Here is a 15842-nt window from a genome sequence, read left to right on the forward strand (position 1 = left end):
GCCAGACCGGAAAACAGGCAAAGGAACGGAACGATGAAAAAGGCACTGTTGCTGGGCACCACGGGAGTTGCGATAGCCCTTGCCATGCTGGCGTTCGGTTTTGTGGCCGGCAGCCCGCAAATCGCGGAAGCCGGTGCGGCGCAACCGCTTCAGACGGCCGCGGCCGATACCAAGATCGACCGCACCGAGGTCGAAGGCATCATCCGCGATTATCTCCTGAAGAATCCGGAAGTGCTGCTGGAAGTCCAGGATGCACTCGAGGCCAAGCAGAAGGAAGAGCAGCGCATTGCCCATCTCGGCGTCATCAAGGGCGCCAAGGAGCAGATCTTCAACTCCTCCTTCGACGGCGTGGTCGGAAACCCGAACGGCAAGGTCACGATCGTCGAGTTCTACGACTACAATTGCGGCTTCTGCAAACGCGCCATCGAAGACATGCAGGCGCTGACCAAGGCCGATCCGGACCTGCGTTTCGTGCTCAAGGAGTTCCCGATCCTCGGCCCGGATTCGCAGAAGGCCAGCGTCGTCTCGATGGCCTTCCACCTGATGATGCCGCAGAAGTATGGCGAGTTCCACAATGCGCTGCTCGGCGGCCAGGGACGCGCCACCGAGGCGGCGGCGATTAAGGTCGCGCTTTCGCTCGGCGCCGACGAAGCGACGCTGCGTGAAAAGATGAAGGACCCGTCCATCACCGAAGCCTTCTCCAAGACCTACGATCTCGCCAACAAACTGGCGATCACCGGAACGCCGTCCTACGTCGTCGGCAACGAGGTCGTGTTCGGGGCGCTCGGACAGGAAGTCCTGGCGGAGAAGATCGAGGCGGCGAAAGCCGCGCTTTGATCGGCCGCGGGTTTTCTTCACGGGCGCATTTCCGCCTGTTGTGGACAGTGAAAGAACGCACTTGCGCTCTTTCCGCGGGCGTCTATGCCCATTATAGAGGGCCCAACGCCGGTTGTACGCCGGTGCCGGGAAAGGTCAGCATTTTTTGAAAACGGTTTTCGTCCTGAACGGTCCCAATCTCAACGCGCTCGGCAAGCGCGAGCCTGGCATCTATGGCGGCAAGACGCTTGCCGCCATAGCGGAGGACTGCAGAGAGGCGGGCACGGCGCTCGGGCTCGAAATCGACTTCCGCCAGTCGAACCACGAGGGCGACCTCGTCGACTGGATCCAGGAAGCGGGCGACAAGGCCGCCGGCATCGTCATCAATCCCGGCGCCTATAGCCACACCTCTATCGCGATCCACGACGCCATCCGTTCCGTGGCGCCGCTGCCGGTCGCCGAGGTCCATCTTTCCAACATCCATGCGCGGGAATCATTCCGCCACGTCTCCATGGTCGCGCCGGTCGCTGTCGGCATGATCTGTGGCTTTGGGCCGCTCGGCTACACGCTGGCGCTGCAGGCGCTGGCCGCACGCCTATGACCGGCCAACAAACAGAAGGCTCGAAAATGTCGATAAAGAAGAACGGTGTTGACCAGCAGCTGATCCGCGACCTGGCGGGCATACTGAACGACACCAATCTCACCGAGATCGAAGTCGAGCTGGGCGACCTGAAGGTGCGCGTGTCTCGACAGGCGCCGGCCGTTCACGCGATAGCTGCGCCGCAGCCGGCCTTCGCGCCGGCGCCGGCGGCCCAACCTGCCACCGCAGCCGTTCCGGCCGCCGCCGACGTGTCGAAAAACGCCGTGGCCTCTCCCATGGTCGGCACCGCCTACCTGGCGCCCTCGCCGGATGCCAAGCCGTTCATCGAGATCGGCCAGAACGTCAAGGAAGGGCAGACGCTGCTGATCATCGAAGCGATGAAGACGATGAACCAGATCCCCTCGCCGCGCGCCGGCACGGTGACGGCGATCCTGTTCGAGGACGCACAGCCGGTCGAATACGGCATGCCGCTCGTCGTGATCGAGTAGAGCGGCCCTAATGTTCCAGAAGATTCTCATCGCCAATCGCGGCGAAATCGCGCTTCGGGTGCTGCGCGCCTGCAAGGAGCTTGGCATCCAGACGGTGGTGGTGCACTCGACCGCCGACGCCGACGCCATGCATGTTCGGCTCGCCGACGAGAGCGTATGCATCGGGCCACCGCCATCGCGCGACAGCTACCTCAATATCCACCAGATCGTCGCCGCCTGCGAGATCACCGGCGCCGACGCCGTGCATCCCGGCTACGGTTTCCTGTCGGAGAACGCCAAGTTTTCCGACATATTGGCAGCGCATAACATTACCTTTATCGGTCCGACCGGTGACCATATCCGCATCATGGGCGACAAGATCGAAGCCAAGCGCACCGCCAAACGCCTTGGCATTCCGGTGGTTCCCGGCTCCGACGGTGCGGTGACCGAGGAAAAGGAGGCCAAGCGCATCGCCGCGGAGATCGGCTATCCCGTAATCATCAAGGCGTCGGCCGGCGGCGGCGGACGCGGCATGAAAGTGGCGCATACCGAGGCCGACCTCGAAGTCGCCTTGCAGACGGCCCGCTCGGAAGCGGGCGCGGCCTTCGGCGATGACGCCGTCTATATCGAAAAGTACCTGCAAAAGCCGCGTCATATCGAGGTTCAGGTGTTCGGCGACGGCTTTGGCCGGGGCGTGCATTTCGGCGAGCGCGACTGCTCCTTGCAGCGCCGCCACCAGAAAGTCTGGGAAGAGGCCAACTCACCCGCCCTCAACGCCGAGGAACGCTCGCGCATCGGCGATATCTGCGCCAACGCCATCGCCGACCTCGGCTATTCCGGCGCCGGCACGATCGAGTTCCTCTACGAGAATGGCGAGTTCTATTTCATCGAGATGAACACGCGCCTGCAGGTGGAGCATCCGGTGACGGAGGCTATCACCGGCATCGATCTGGTGCATGAGCAGATCCGTGTCGCCTCGGGCGGCGGTCTTTCGGTCAAGCAGGAAGACATCCGCTTCCAGGGCCATGCCATCGAGTGCCGCATCAATGCAGAGGATCCGCGCACCTTCACGCCCTCGCCCGGCACGATCACCCATTTCCACACGCCAGGCGGTCTTGGCATCCGCGTCGATTCCGGCGTCTATTCCGGATACAAGATCCCGCCCTACTACGACAGCCTGATCGGCAAGCTGATCGTGCACGGGCGCAACCGCGTCGAATGCATGATGCGGCTGCGCCGGGCGCTGGACGAATTCGTCGTCGACGGAATCAAAACGACGTTGCCGCTGTTTCGCGACCTCGTCGGCAACGCCGACATCGCCAATGGCGACTATGACATCCACTGGCTGGAAAAATATCTGGCCAAAGGCGAATAGCCCCCCCGACTTGCCGCTATAATGAAGCGATGACCCGCCCTTACGCGCCAGGCTATCGTATCCCGACCGACCTTCTGCTCAAGGCCTACGCCTCGGGCGTCTTCCCGATGGCCGAAAGTGCCGCCGACCCGGAAGTGTTCTGGGTGCGGCCGGAAACGCGCGGCATCATCCCGCTCGACCGCTTCCACGCACCGAAAAGTCTTAAGAAGGCGATTCGGCGAAACCTCTTCGACATCCGTTTCGACTTCGATTTCGAGGCGACGATCGATGGCTGCGCCGAAAGGCGCGAGGAGCGCCGTTCCACCTGGATCAACGCGCCGATCCGCGAGGCCTATGTGCAATTGCATCGCATCGGCCATTGCCATTCTGTCGAGGCCTGGCGCGAGGAGCGGCTGGTCGGCGGCCTCTACGGTGTCTCGCTGGGGCGGGTGTTCTTCGGCGAAAGCATGTTTTCCCGGGAAACGGACGCTTCGAAGATTTGCCTTGTGCATCTCGTCGAACGCCTGCGGGCGCGCGGTTTCGCGCTGCTCGACACGCAGTTCACCACCGAACACCTCAAGCGCTTCGGCGCAATCGACGTGCCGCGCGGCAAATACGAGAAGATGCTGGCCGACGCGCTGAAGGGTGAAGCGGTGTTTTTCCCCTGATGATCCAGCCCGTCAGCGGACCTTCGTTTCCAGCGGAGCCTGCGAATGGAACATCATCTTCCAGCCGTTGACGCGATGGACATAGCCGGTGCTGACCAGCGCCGCGTAGGCTTCGCCATTGCCCCTCACGGCATGCACTTCATAGGCCAGGATGACGATGTCGCTGCCTGGTTCGACCACGCCCTTGAGATCGATCTCGAGATCACGCCATCGCTTGGGATCGGCGGCGGTTTCGGCGAGATCGGCATTGCTCATGGTCTGGGCCATCCGCGGAAATGCCACCAGGCACTCGGTGTCGGCATTGGCCGCGAAAAATGCCGAATCGCCTGTCCAGAAGCCCTTTTCGAGCTCAAGCAGTTCCTTGATGCTGGCGGTGATCCGCTTTCTGGCAGACATCGGAAAATCCTCCCGGCGCGCATCGTATGGCCGTCAACGCCCAACGCATTGCCGTCAGCGCGGTTCCGAAGGATCAGTTGGTGCTGGTCGTAGGCGGTTCCGTGGCTTCCGGTTCGGCCGCAGCCGGAGCGGCCGTGGCATTCGGCTGGGCTGTATCGGGCTTGGCCCCATCGGTCTTGGCCGCATCGGGCGCTGGCACATCCGACTTCTGCTTGCAGGCCTTCAGCCAGACGTCATAGACGGCATGCTCGACGGCATTGAGACCAGGGCTTTCGGCAAACATCCAGCCAGTGAAGATGCGGCGGATCTTGCGGTCGAGCGTGATCTCGTCGACTTCGACAAAGGAATCGGTCTTCGGCTCCTCGTTCTGCGGCCGGGAGTAGCAGACGCGCGGCGTCACCTGCAAAGCACCGAACTGCACCGTCTCGTCGATATAGACGTCGAAGGTGATGATACGGCCGGTGATCTTGTCGATGCCGGCGAATTCGGCGACCGGGTTGGTGATTCGATCCGACCCCGGCGCCGGCGCGGGTGCGGCCGGCTCTGCCGAAGCGGCAAGTGCTGCGGTGCTAACGGTGAGCCCGGCGGCTACCATCAGTGCGCCCATCGATGTCAGGCTGGAAATGCTCATGCAGGGATACCGGTGGTTAGCGCCCGGGTGATTCTCTTTATCACAAAGGCTAGTCGCCGTTTTTTGATCAGCAAGCAGCTAAACACCAATTGTGGCGATAAAGGACCGACGCCCGCTTACGATCCGGGCGTCCAGGCGTCGTAGTCGCCGGTGACCTGCGGACGGTGCTGGTTGGTCAGCACCGAGCCCTTCGGACGATAGGCCGAGGGCGAGCCGGTCAGGTTCGGTTGATGCGGCTTCTGCCAGTCGCGCGGCTTGTAATCGTCGCTCGGCGGCGCGACGTCGACGCGGTGATGGATCCAGCCGTGCCAGCCGGGCGGGATAGAAGAAGCCTCGGAATAATCGCGATAGATGACCCAGCGGCGCGTGCGTCCTTCGGAATCGACACCGCCTTCGTAGTAGACGTTGCCCACCTCGTCCTGCCCGACCTTCCTGCCGTAGCGCCAGGTGTGCAGGCGCGTGCCAAGCGTCTGGCCGTTCCACCAGGTGAAAAACTGCGTAAGGAAAGTCTTCATCTTCAAAACCCTCGCGCCGATGGCGCCCGTTTCCTGCTTATGGCGTCAGCCCTTCGTGAAGGCAAGGGGCTTGCCGCCAAGAGGGCGCAAATGGCGCGCCGGTAAGGCGACACAAGCCGGTGATGCATTGCCGGCGCCTATGGCGCTTGCCAAGCACCCTCAGCCTTTCTAAAGCTCTGCGCGCGCGCCCCGTGCGGGTATCCTGCCGACCATTGGCCGAGGGAGGTGACGATTGGCCAGGGAATCGCCGACCGCCGACATTCGCATCGGCGCCGATGCCATTCGCCGCCGCAAGCGTGGCGTGCCGATCGTCTGTCTCACTGCCTATACCTACCCCATCGCCCGGCTGCTCGACGACCATGTCGATCTGCTCCTGGTCGGCGACAGCGTCGCAATGGTCCTGCATGGCCACAAAACGACGCTGGGCGCCTCGCTGGAGATGATGATCGCGCATGGGCAAGCGGTGATGCGCGGCTCCGCCAAGGCTTGCGTCGTCGTCGACATGCCGGCCGGCAGCTATGAGGATTCGGCGGCCCAAGCGGTGGCCTCGGCGCGGCGTATCGTTGGCGAAACCGGCTGCCAGGCAGTGAAACTCGAGGGCGGCGTCGGTATGGCCCGGCAGATCGCCGCAGTCGTGGATGCCGGCATCGCGGTCATGGGCCATATCGGCCTACTGCCGCAATCCGTCGAGAAGGATGGCGGCTACAGGATCAAGGGCCGGACCGACGAGAATGCGGCAGCGCTATTTGCCGATGCGCGCGCCGTCGAAGAAGCGGGCGCCTTTTCGGTGGTCATCGAGGGCACGGTCGAGGCGGTCGCGGCCGAAATCACCCACCGCATCGCCATTCCGACCATCGGCATTGGCGCCAGCGGCGTTTGCGACGGCCAGATCCTGGTCATAGACGACATGGTCGGGCTCACCGTCGATCGCGTGCCGAAATTCGTCAAGGAGTACGCCGATTTGCGCAGCGTGGTCTCGCATGCGGCCGCACGTTACGCCAGCGAGGTACGAGACAGGACATTCCCCGGCCCCGAAAATGTGTTTTCGGCCACCTTGGGCAAGGACAACCGATGAGCCGGCCCCTCGTCGTCGACACGGTCGCCAGCCTTCGCGCGCGGATCCGCGACTGGCGGCGCGACGGCCTTCGCGTCGCCATGGTGCCGACAATGGGCGCCTTGCACGAAGGGCACCTGTCGCTGGTCAGGATCGCGCTCGAACGAGCCGAGCGCTGCGTCGTCTCGATCTTCGTCAACCCGACGCAGTTCGCGCCAAGCGAGGATCTCGACAAATATCCACGTCAGCTCGCCCGCGATCTCGACCAGCTCGCTTTGGCCGGAGCCGATCTTGCCTACACGCCTGGGGTTGGTGAGATGTATCCTGCCGGCTTTGCCACCAAAATCTCGGTCGGCGGTCCCTCCACCGGGCTCGAATCGGATTTTCGACCGACTTTTTTCGAAGGCGTCGCCACCGTCGTGGCGAAGCTGCTCCTGCAGGCGTCGCCCAACGTCGCGGTCTTTGGCGAAAAGGATTATCAGCAATTGTGCGTCGTCAGGCAGCTCTGCCGCGACCTCGACCTGCCCGTCGAAATCATCGGCGCGCCGACGATCCGCGACGCGCACGGCCTCGCCATGTCATCGCGTAACGCCTATCTCGGCGAGGCCGAACTCCAGATCGCCCGCCGGCTCAACGTGATCCTGCGCAAGGCAGCCGCGGCGCTGGCAGCCGGCGCCGACCAGAACGGCGCGACAGGCGAAGCCAGCCGCGCCCTCCTCGCGGCCGGTTTCCAGAAGGTCGATTATGTCGAAGCTCGCGAGAGCCGGACGCTGGCGCCATGGCGCCGCGGACAGGAGGGCCGCCTGCTCGCCGCCGCCTGGCTGGGCAAGACCAGGTTGATTGACAATGTGGATATCTCCACCAGATAGGCCGCGGCTCGATCGCTGAATCCGACCGCCGGATTGCGCACCCGAAAAGCTCCGCCGCTATGCGGCAAGCAGCCTTTCATAGACGAGCGCCGGGATAGCGGAATGGGCCGAACCGCAATTGTCGGTGCGGCCGGTCTGGACGAAGCCGTTCGCCTGGTAGAAGGCAATTGCGCGCGTGTTCTTCTCTTCCACTTCCAGCCGGATGGCGCGGGCCTCGGGGAAGCTTTCAATGATCTCGTCGAGAAGCATGCCGCCGATGCCCCGGCCCTGCAGGCCGGGCTGCACGTAAAGCTGCTTCAGCATGATCAAGCCGCCGCTATCGACCGCTTCGGCAAATGCCATGCCGCCAATGCGCTGGCCATCGTCGGCGACGAGGAACTCGCTGTTCGGCTTTGCCAGCCGCGCCGTGAGCGACGCGATCGAATGCCACTCATCGGTGATCTCTGTCACCCGTTCGGCGCCGTAGATGGCGTCGTAAGTCGCATGCCAGGTCTCGACCAGCAGCGCCCGGATGGGGGCGAGGTCGCGATCCCCGGCGGTGCGCACGAACATAGCCTACTCGATGCCCAGCTTGGCCTTGACCAGGTCATTGACGGCTTGCGGGTTGGCCTTGCCGCCGGTCGCCTTCATCACCTGGCCGACGAACCAGCCGGCCATGGTCGGCTTGGCGCGCGCCTGCTCGACCTTGTCCGGGTTGGCTGCGATCACCTCGTCCACCGCCTTTTCGATAGCGCCGGTGTCGGTAACCTGTTTCATGCCGCGGCTCTCAACCAGCTGGCGCGGGTCGCCGCCCTCGTTCCAGACGATCTCGAACAGGTCCTTGGCAATCTTGCCGGAGATGGTGCCATCCTTGATCAGATCGATGATGGCGCCGAGCTGGTCTGGCGAAACCGGAGCGTTTTCAATGTCCTTGCCAGCTTTGTTCAATTGTCCGAGCAGGTCGTTGATGACCCAATTGGCGGCGAGCTTGCCGTCGCGGCCGGCGGCCGCCTTCTCGAAATAGTCGGCGATCGGCTTTTCCGACACCAGGATCGAGGCATCGTAAGTCGACAGGCCGAGCGAGGAGATCAACCGCGCCTTCTTGTCATCAGGCAGTTCCGGCAATTCCTTGGCCAGCGCTTCGACATAAGCCTGGTCGAACTCCAGCGGCAACAGGTCGGGATCGGGAAAATAGCGGTAGTCGTGCGCCTCTTCCTTGGTGCGCATCGAACGGGTTTCGCCCTTCACGGCGTCGAACAGCCGCGTTTCCTGGTCGATCGTGCCGCCATCCTCGATGATGGCGATCTGCCGGCGCGCCTCGAAGTCGATCGCCTGGCCGATGAAGCGGATCGAATTGACGTTCTTGATCTCGCAGCGCGTGCCGAATTCGCCGCCCGGCCGGCGTACCGAAACATTGACGTCTGCGCGCATGGAGCCTTCGTCCATATTGCCGTCGCAGGTGCCGAGATAGCGCACGATGGTGCGCAGCTTGGTGACATAGGCCTTGGCTTCGTCGGCCGAACGCATGTCCGGTTTGGAGACGATTTCCATCAGCGCCACGCCGGAGCGGTTGAGATCGACATAGGACATGGTCGGATGCTGGTCGTGCATCGACTTGCCGGCGTCCTGCTCCAGATGCAGGCGCTCGATGCCGACCTCGATGTCCTCGAACTCGCCCTGGCGGTCGGGACCGACGGAGATGATCACCGTGCCCTCGCCGACGATCGGCTGCTTGAACTGCGAGATCTGGTAGCCCTGCGGCAGGTCCGGGTAGAAGTAGTTCTTCCGGTCGAAAACGGACTTGTGGTTGATCTGCGCCTTCAGCCCGAGGCCGGTACGGATCGCCTGCTTGACGCATTCCTCGTTGATGACGGGGAGCATGCCGGGCATTGCCGCGTCGACCAGGCTGACATTGGCGTTGGGGGCGGCGCCGAACGACGTCGAAGCGCCGGAAAACAGTTTTGCTTCCGATGTCACCTGCGCATGGACCTCGAGCCCGATGATGATTTCCCAGTCGCCGGTGGCGCCGGGGATCAGGCGTTTCGCGTCGGGCGTGCGGGTGTCGATGATGCTCATTGTGGCCTGCGAACTGAATAATGGAAGTTGCATTAATGCACATTCTGATTTGCAACTTCGCTAGTGCAAACCGCATCACGAGACAAGCGTAAAGCCGTCCGCTGGCCTTTTCCGCCGCTTTCGCCTATAGGCCATCCATCCCAATGGAGAGTGGATGTCCACTTACGCTCAGTCCCGGTAAGGCCCTGACCTCGTAGCGAGGCAGGGCAGAAACCTGAAACCCCGTGCCGCGAAGCTTCGCGGCGGCGGCTTTTGTTGTTTTCCCGGAAAACTCTCCCATGGATATTTCGCGTATTGAACAACGCGTTCTGCACCTGCTCGCCCAGGGCGGGCGCATCGAGATCGAAAAGAGCGACAAGAAACGGATTGCCTCCGTCAAATGCCTGACCCGCGACGGCTGGCACTACCCCGGCGTCGATCTCGACCTGTTTCGGAAGCTGAAACGCAAGAAGGCGGTTTCGTCATCGGACGGCGGCCCCTACCGCATCACGCGGCGCGGACTCCAACTCGTCCGCTCCGAACTCGACAACAGGTAGCTATCGCCCGCCGGCCGTTGCGCGGCCGGCGGTTGCTTGCCGCTCAGGCGGTAGCGATATAGGCGCGGATTTCCTCAGCCTCGCGCTCGACATCCTCGATACGACGCTTGACCACGTCGCCGATCGAAACGATGCCGTCGAGCATGCCGTCCTTTTCCACCGGAAGATGGCGGAATCGGCCCCGGGTCATGATCTCCATCACCTCGTTGACGGTGTGGTTCTCGTTGCAGATCTTCACTTTCGGCGTCATCGCGGAACGAACGGCTATGTCGAGCGCGGCAGCGCCTTCCCTGGCGACGACGCGCACGATGTCACGCTCGGAGAGAATGCCGACGATCTTGCGATCGCCATTGGTGATGACCAACGCCCCGATCCTGTGTTCGGCAAGGATGCGGATGGCTTCGCTCAGTTTTTCGTTCGGCCCGAGCGTCAACACGTCGTGGCCTTTTTGCTCGAGAATGGCCTTAACCGTCATGGCGTCCTCCTCTACTTTGCCAACCGGTTCCTGCCCTGACCGGCTTTCACGTAAGAGTGAACATCGTGCGCCGCGATCGGTTGCATTTCAAGTGCGGTGGTCGGTCGTCTCCCAGTCGAGCGGCTGCCAACGTCTGTCGAACCAGCGCAAGCCGAAGAAGCCGGCGACAAAGCCGCCAATGTGAGCCTCCCAGGCGATCTGGCTGTCGATGCCGGGGGCGAAGCCGACAAGGCCGGTGACAAGATTGATCACCATCCAAACGGCAAGGAAGATCATCACGCCACGCGAGCGCAGCACCATTGCGATCGGCAGCACGGGGCCGGCGAAAGCGGCTTTGCCCGCCGAACGATCCGTACGGAAGCCAAAGCGTGCCGCCGCTCCCATCATGCCCGATATCGCACCGGAAGCACCGACCAGCGGCGCTTCGCCATATGGATGCATGGCCCAGAAAAGCGCCACTGAAGCCAGTCCCGTCGCGGCGAAGAACAACGCGAACCAGAACGCTCCGAGCCGATTGGCCAGCGGCGAGCCAAAGGCAGCGAGCCAGACCATGTTGATGGCGATATGGGCAAATCCACCATGCATGAAGGCATATGTGAAGGGCCGCGTGAACAGGAACCAGTCGAAGCCGTATTGGCCGGTGTAGAGGACAGGGATGAAGGCTCCGTCGTAAAGCAGTGTCATTTGCTGAGCATCACTCAGCACGTATTGCTGCAACAGGTAGACGGCCACGCAAATGGCGATCACCGCCAGCACGATCGGCGGCAGGTTGAAGACCGGCTCGCGACGCGGCTCGGGCTCGCGATCCGCCTGTTCCATTTCCGGTGGGCTTACAGGTTCACTCATGCGCACTAGCACTCGGTCCAGGATTCGTTGTTGCGAGCATCTAGACCACTGCCCGCCGGACCACAAAGGGCGAATCGCCGAGCGCGAATCAAAAGTGCCGAATCAAAAGAAAGCCGTCCAAGGTTTCCCTTGAACGGCTGTCGAGTCCCCTGTTCCCCCGAACTCTTGACTGAAGTGCTGCCGATCGTCGCGAAACGACCGCTTCTGGAGTGGTTTTTGTGTGCCACGCGGCTCGCCTGGGCGCAACGTAAACCACTTGTTAACCTTAACGGCCCCGACCCGTGAACAAGTGTTAACGACGCTGGCACGCTTCCTGCTCCGCAACGCATGTAGGTCATCGGAGGGCGCCCTTCTGTTCACCGATGGGACATCAGACGACAGAATGCGCGGAGCTGCTTAGCATGAACCAGAACGGATCGATCACGCTGTTCCAGTATTGGAACCGCTTGCGTGATGAACGCCCTGCTCCGAAGCGCTCGGAAGTAGAGCCGGCCGATATCAAGTCGCTGCTGGCCGACACGTTCATCCTGGAAAGGGACACACGTGGGCAAGCGGTGTTCCGGCTGGCCGGCACAAGGCTCTGCGCCTCCTACGGCCGCGAACTCAAGGGGTTCTCCTTCCCTTCGCTGTGGCGCGAGAAGGACCAGCGGCTGGTTTCGAAGCTGATCCATGGCGTGTTCGACCAGAAATCCGTCGTGCTGATCATATTCGAGGGCTTCAGCCGCAACGGCCGTTCCAACAAATTCGAATTGCTTGCCTTGCCGCTGGATGGCGGCGTCGAAAACCCGCGTTGCCTTGGCGTGATCAGCGCTGTGGAGAAGCCGTTCTGGCTGGGTGCCGACCCGATCACGGACGCTTTGATCGATTCGATCCGTGTCATCGATCCGGAAAAAGAGCTGCTGGCCAGCCGCCCGGCGATCGACGTTCCCTCGCTTGTTCCCGCCGAACTGGAGGCGCCCGAAACCATCTCGGCGCTCGGCCGCGCGCGCCGCATTCGCCACCTCGTCGTCTTCGATGGCGGGCGCGAGGAATAGTTGACGATCCTACAGCCCGCCGGCCCGTTTTTCCCCTTTGTTAACCCGCTTTGCTGTAGTTCTGGGATGAAGTCCCTGGCATCGGCGCGCGGGGATGCCAAACGGGGTGTAGGCAGTCATGAGGTCAGCGGCGGTCGACTACGCGCCGTCCCAAGCTGAGAGACGTAACTTTCAGCGCGTCCGGGTCAAGATATACGGGCGCTTCATGCTGGAAGACCGCACCGAACATCCTTGCCAGGTCGTCGATATGTCGCCGGGTAACGTCGCGCTTCGCACGGACCGCATCGGCATGCCCGGCGAAAAGGTCATCGCCTATATCGACCATATCGGCCGCATAGAAGGCGTCGTCACCCGCACCTTGCAGGACGGTTTCGCAATGACGGTGATTGCGTCGGACCGCAAGAAGGACAAGCTCGCCGCGCAATTGACGTGGCTCGCCAACAAGCACGAACTCGATCTGCCCGAAGACCGCCGCCACGAGCGCGTTGCCCCCCGCAACCCGACCAGCATCCTGCAGCTCACCGATGGCCGTCAGTACCAGTGCCGCATCATCGACCTGTCGCTCTCCGGCGCGGCGATCGAGATCGACGTCAAGCCGGCGATCGGCGTCCAGGTCATGCTCGGCACCATGCGCGGACAGATCGTGCGTCATTTCGAGGATGGCGTCGCCATCGAATTCGCCGTCATCCAGCGGCCTGAGACGCTCGATTCGGAATTCAACACGCCGCGCGCCTGAAGCCCCAACAGCGTCCAGATCAAAACCGGCCCTCGCGGCCGGTTTTATATTTCACGACAGCGCAATTCGAGGCACTTCAGTTCCCGAAACGTTAAACGATTGACCGTTCAAAAGTTTCAAATTTGATACTTATTCTAGGGGCGTTTTACTCAATATCTACTGCGCGCTTTTGCGTCGAATAAATCCACCTGTGGCAATGTCTCCTTCGAACGGGGAGACAAAAACAATGAAGAAAACGAGGGGCAAGCTGTTGCTGATGGCAATGGCGATGCAGCTTTCCGCTTGGGGATCAGCATATGCCGCGGGACCGGCCTATATGCACACCGGCGGCCGCACCACACAGCCTGTCGGCCACTATGAATTCTGCCGGCGCATACCGGGCGAGTGCAGCGAGCGGACACCTAAGGGGGCGCCGGTCGAATTGACCCGCAAGCTGTGGGCGACGATCGTCAGCATCAACAATTCGGTCAATACCCGCGTCAAGCCGCGCACCGACATGGAAAACAACGGCGTCGAGGAATATTGGGCCTATCCCGACAATGGCTATGGCGATTGCGAGGACTACGCGTTGGAAAAGCGCCGCGAGCTGATGGACGCCGGCGTTCCGGCCGGCAACCTGTTGATGACGGTCGCGCGCCAGCCGAACGGTGACGGCCACGCGGTGCTGGCTGTGCGCACCAGCCTCGGCGAGTTCATCCTCGACAATCTGGAAACCAAGGTCCTGTCCTGGACGGACACCGACTACACCTACCTCAAGCGACAATCGGATACCAACTCCGGCGTATGGGTGACGATCAACGACGGCCGTGCCGACGCGGTCGCCAGCGTCCGCTGAGGCGTCGATCCATGCCGACCAACGCGCAGCTTTGGGGGACCGGCACGCTTGAACCAGAGACCAGGCGCTACGCATCAACGCGATGCGCCTAAGGAGAAACCCGGTCGAGTCCCCACCCTCCCCGTCCCAACGACCGGGTCTAAGGAGCCGGCCCCGTCCCCGGGCCGGCTCCGCCATTTCTGGCGGAGACTCAGACCTTCTTCAACGCCGCCTTGAACCGCTTGCCGTTGGCGACATAGTGCGCGGCCGAGGCCCGCAGCCTCGCGATCGCCGTCTCGTCCAGCACCCTGATCGCCTTGGCCGGCGAGCCGACGATCAGCGAATTGTCCGGGAATTCCTTGCCTTCGGTGACCAGCGCGCCGGCGCCGACCAGCGAATTCTTGCCGATCCTGGCGCCGTTGAGCACGATTGCGCCCATGCCGACGAGGCTGTTGTCGCCAATGGTGCAGCCATGCAGCATAGCCCGGTGTCCAATCGTGCAGCCTTCGCCAATGGTCAACGGAAAGCCGGGATCAGTGTGCATGACCGTGTGCTCCTGCACGTTGGTGTCGGCGCCGATCACGACAGGTTCATTGTCGCCGCGGATGACGACGCCGAACCAGAAGCCGGCATTGCGGCCGATGCTGATGTCTCCGATGAGCGTCGCATCGGGCGCGATCCAGTTCGAGTCCGCATCCGCGAAGCTTGGTTCGCTGCCATCGATCGCATAAAGCGGCATTTCCGGTCTCCGATTCGTCTCAAGCCTGGAAGTCGAACGACCCTAGGTTGGCAGCCCCCCAACACGCAATGGCGACGAGGACGACGCCGAGCGCCAGCATCCAGGCCACCGCCGTGCAGCCGCAGGAGATCAGCGCCACCGACGAAATGCGACCCTCGCGGCGGGCGTCCAAGGCATCGTTGAGCAGCATGAACGGCCCGGCGCACGCGGTGGCGGCGAGCGAACGCAGTACGTGCGCGGAGGACACATAAGGCTCGGTGAACGCGACCTTGCGCCCGGCAACCAACTCCATCGCCGATCCGACCAGCCCGCAAGCCGTCAACCCGACAAGAAAAGCGAACGCAGTTAGCTCAACCGGGCCCATCTTTACCTTCCGTTTACCATGAAATCGCACAGTCGCTGGGAGGACTGCAAGAGCCGTGCCGTGCGATGCGTGCCGTCACGGGACAGGAATCCGGGGACAGAGATGAAGCAGGCAGCGATCGCCGACGATCCCGAATTCACCGTGGTCGATTCCACGCTGATGAAGCGGGTGTTCTACGCCTTCGCAGCACTCGCCCTGCTGTCGGTCGCAATCAGCCTTGCCGGCAAATGGTTCGGCCATTCGATCGCCATGGCCGGCTACACGGATGATGCGACGATGCGCAAGGTGGTGATCGGCAACAATGTCATCGCCGTGCCGGCCAACTTCATCCGTTTCGAGCAGGCGCGGCGCGACGGCATCGCCTCGCGGCTCGACCTCTACCTGCGCTACCCCCAGATGGATGGCTACAGCGAAGCTGCCCGCCGCGATTTCAATCACACGGGGCCAACCAAAAGCATCGTCTTCCTATCCTTCGAACAGCAGATGATGTCTCGCGACATGAGCGGACGTTTCGGGCCGATCTACAGCGCGCTGATCGTGCAGCCCGGCACGGCAGGTCCGGGCGGCACGACGATTTACGGTTTCAACGCGAAATCAGGTTACCTCAACGAGGTGCTCGTTGTCGGCAACCGGCCCGGCAAGGACCCGTTCGTGGCCCGCTGCCTGAGTGGGCCGGCAGCCGAACAATCGCTGGCGCCTTGCGAGCGCGACATCCATGTCGGCGAGGATCTCAGCCTCACCTATCGCTTCCCGAAGGAATTTCTGGGGGATTGGCAGGCCCTTGACGCGGCAATCACCGCCGAGGCCGGGCGTGTCCTGAAGGCGGGACATTGACGGGAAGGCCGGCCGCGTTTGCGTCCGGCGTCGCCATG

Annotated in this window: 21 protein-coding genes; 12 read left to right on the forward strand and 9 right to left on the reverse strand. The window is 62.5% G+C overall.

Features of this window, described 5'->3' with window-relative positions; genetic code table 11:
* Positions 1-33 precede the first annotated feature (33 nt).
* The 5 genes from LB532_RS09820 (at position 34) to aat (ending at position 3906) form a co-directional block, all read left to right on the forward strand.
* Positions 34-837: a DsbA family protein gene (locus tag LB532_RS09820; RefSeq protein WP_140517637.1), complete on the forward strand. Its 804-nt coding sequence runs from the start codon at positions 34-36 to the stop codon at positions 835-837.
* A gap of 145 nt (positions 838-982) precedes the next feature.
* On the forward strand, positions 983-1417 hold the full coding sequence (gene aroQ, locus LB532_RS09825) for a type II 3-dehydroquinate dehydratase (protein WP_140637975.1): 435 nt from the start codon (positions 983-985) through the stop codon (positions 1415-1417).
* Positions 1418-1443: 26 nt separating this feature from the next.
* A complete protein-coding gene (accB, locus tag LB532_RS09830; protein WP_140637974.1) occupies positions 1444-1905 on the forward strand; it encodes an acetyl-CoA carboxylase biotin carboxyl carrier protein in 462 nt (153 codons plus the stop codon).
* Positions 1906-1915: 10 nt separating this feature from the next.
* Positions 1916-3259, forward strand: coding sequence for an acetyl-CoA carboxylase biotin carboxylase subunit (accC, locus tag LB532_RS09835; RefSeq protein ID WP_140493663.1), 1344 nt, complete (start codon positions 1916-1918; stop codon positions 3257-3259).
* Between the two features lie 29 nt (positions 3260-3288).
* On the forward strand, positions 3289-3906 hold the full coding sequence (aat, locus tag LB532_RS09840) for a leucyl/phenylalanyl-tRNA--protein transferase (protein ID WP_140637973.1): 618 nt from the start codon (positions 3289-3291) through the stop codon (positions 3904-3906).
* A 12-nt stretch (positions 3907-3918) separates the two neighbouring features.
* On the opposite strand, the gene LB532_RS09845 is transcribed toward aat, so the two are convergent.
* The 3 genes from LB532_RS09845 to LB532_RS09855 all read right to left on the reverse strand — a co-directional run bounded on the left by LB532_RS09845 (position 3919) and on the right by LB532_RS09855 (position 5448).
* Entirely contained in the window at positions 3919-4302 is a 384-nt protein-coding gene (locus tag LB532_RS09845) for a hypothetical protein (protein WP_140637972.1), read from the reverse strand.
* 73 nt (positions 4303-4375) lie between these two features.
* Positions 4376-4933: a DUF2155 domain-containing protein gene (locus LB532_RS09850; protein WP_181169247.1), complete on the reverse strand. Its 558-nt coding sequence runs from the start codon at positions 4931-4933 to the stop codon at positions 4376-4378.
* Between the two features lie 116 nt (positions 4934-5049).
* Positions 5050-5448: an NADH:ubiquinone oxidoreductase subunit NDUFA12 gene (locus LB532_RS09855; RefSeq protein WP_140548754.1), complete on the reverse strand. Its 399-nt coding sequence runs from the start codon at positions 5446-5448 to the stop codon at positions 5050-5052.
* A 232-nt stretch (positions 5449-5680) separates the two neighbouring features.
* On the opposite strand from LB532_RS09855, the gene panB reads away from it, so the two are divergent.
* Together panB and panC are read left to right on the forward strand one after the other, a co-directional pair.
* Positions 5681-6523 carry a 3-methyl-2-oxobutanoate hydroxymethyltransferase gene (panB, locus tag LB532_RS09860; protein WP_140637971.1) on the forward strand — a complete coding sequence of 281 codons (843 nt, stop codon included), beginning with the start codon at positions 5681-5683 and terminating at the stop codon, positions 6521-6523.
* Positions 6520-7371 carry a pantoate--beta-alanine ligase gene (panC, locus tag LB532_RS09865; RefSeq protein WP_140637970.1) on the forward strand — a complete coding sequence of 284 codons (852 nt, stop codon included), beginning with the start codon at positions 6520-6522 and terminating at the stop codon, positions 7369-7371. Before panB ends, panC begins: the two co-directional genes overlap by 4 nt.
* Before the next feature lie 57 nt (positions 7372-7428).
* On the opposite strand, the gene LB532_RS09870 is transcribed toward panC, so the two are convergent.
* Together LB532_RS09870 and gatB are read right to left on the reverse strand one after the other, a co-directional pair.
* The gene (locus tag LB532_RS09870) at positions 7429-7923 is read right to left on the reverse strand and encodes a GNAT family N-acetyltransferase (protein ID WP_140637969.1); all 495 of its coding nucleotides are present in this window, start codon (positions 7921-7923) and stop codon (positions 7429-7431) included.
* A gap of 3 nt (positions 7924-7926) precedes the next feature.
* On the reverse strand, positions 7927-9426 hold the full coding sequence (gatB, locus tag LB532_RS09875) for an Asp-tRNA(Asn)/Glu-tRNA(Gln) amidotransferase subunit GatB (protein WP_140637968.1): 1500 nt from the start codon (positions 9424-9426) through the stop codon (positions 7927-7929).
* A gap of 278 nt (positions 9427-9704) precedes the next feature.
* Between gatB and LB532_RS09880 the strand changes: the two genes are divergently transcribed.
* Complete coding sequence (locus LB532_RS09880) at positions 9705-9962, forward strand: YjhX family toxin (RefSeq protein ID WP_140637967.1); 258 nt, start codon at positions 9705-9707, stop codon at positions 9960-9962.
* 43 nt (positions 9963-10005) lie between these two features.
* Here the strand turns inward: LB532_RS09880 and LB532_RS09885 are convergent, their stop codons facing one another.
* Positions 10006-10437, reverse strand: coding sequence for a CBS domain-containing protein (locus LB532_RS09885; RefSeq protein WP_140493682.1), 432 nt, complete (start codon positions 10435-10437; stop codon positions 10006-10008).
* Positions 10438-10524: 87 nt separating this feature from the next.
* Positions 10525-11283 carry a rhomboid family intramembrane serine protease gene (locus LB532_RS09890; protein ID WP_140637966.1) on the reverse strand — a complete coding sequence of 253 codons (759 nt, stop codon included), beginning with the start codon at positions 11281-11283 and terminating at the stop codon, positions 10525-10527.
* Between the two features lie 401 nt (positions 11284-11684).
* On the opposite strand from LB532_RS09890, the gene LB532_RS09895 reads away from it, so the two are divergent.
* The 3 genes from LB532_RS09895 (at position 11685) to LB532_RS09905 (ending at position 13888) form a co-directional block, all read left to right on the forward strand.
* Positions 11685-12317 (forward strand): PAS domain-containing protein, encoded by a 633-nt coding sequence (locus LB532_RS09895; RefSeq protein ID WP_140637965.1) that lies wholly within the window; start codon positions 11685-11687, stop codon positions 12315-12317.
* A gap of 118 nt (positions 12318-12435) precedes the next feature.
* A complete protein-coding gene (locus LB532_RS09900; protein WP_140548770.1) occupies positions 12436-13053 on the forward strand; it encodes a PilZ domain-containing protein in 618 nt (205 codons plus the stop codon).
* 226 nt (positions 13054-13279) lie between these two features.
* Positions 13280-13888, forward strand: a complete 609-nt coding sequence (locus LB532_RS09905) for a transglutaminase-like cysteine peptidase (RefSeq protein WP_140637964.1) — start codon at positions 13280-13282, stop codon at positions 13886-13888.
* 190 nt (positions 13889-14078) lie between these two features.
* On the opposite strand, the gene LB532_RS09910 is transcribed toward LB532_RS09905, so the two are convergent.
* Positions 14079-14606 (reverse strand): gamma carbonic anhydrase family protein, encoded by a 528-nt coding sequence (locus LB532_RS09910; protein WP_140637963.1) that lies wholly within the window; start codon positions 14604-14606, stop codon positions 14079-14081.
* 19 nt (positions 14607-14625) lie between these two features.
* A complete protein-coding gene (locus LB532_RS09915; protein ID WP_140637962.1) occupies positions 14626-14970 on the reverse strand; it encodes a DUF6949 family protein in 345 nt (114 codons plus the stop codon).
* 102 nt (positions 14971-15072) lie between these two features.
* Between LB532_RS09915 and LB532_RS09920 the strand changes: the two genes are divergently transcribed.
* On the forward strand, positions 15073-15804 hold the full coding sequence (locus LB532_RS09920) for a hypothetical protein (protein ID WP_140637961.1): 732 nt from the start codon (positions 15073-15075) through the stop codon (positions 15802-15804).
* The last annotated feature ends 38 nt before the right edge of the window (positions 15805-15842 follow it).

The sequence above is a fragment of the Mesorhizobium sp. ESP-6-2 genome (assembly GCF_020164675.1).
Lineage (GTDB): Bacteria > Pseudomonadota > Alphaproteobacteria > Rhizobiales > Rhizobiaceae > Mesorhizobium.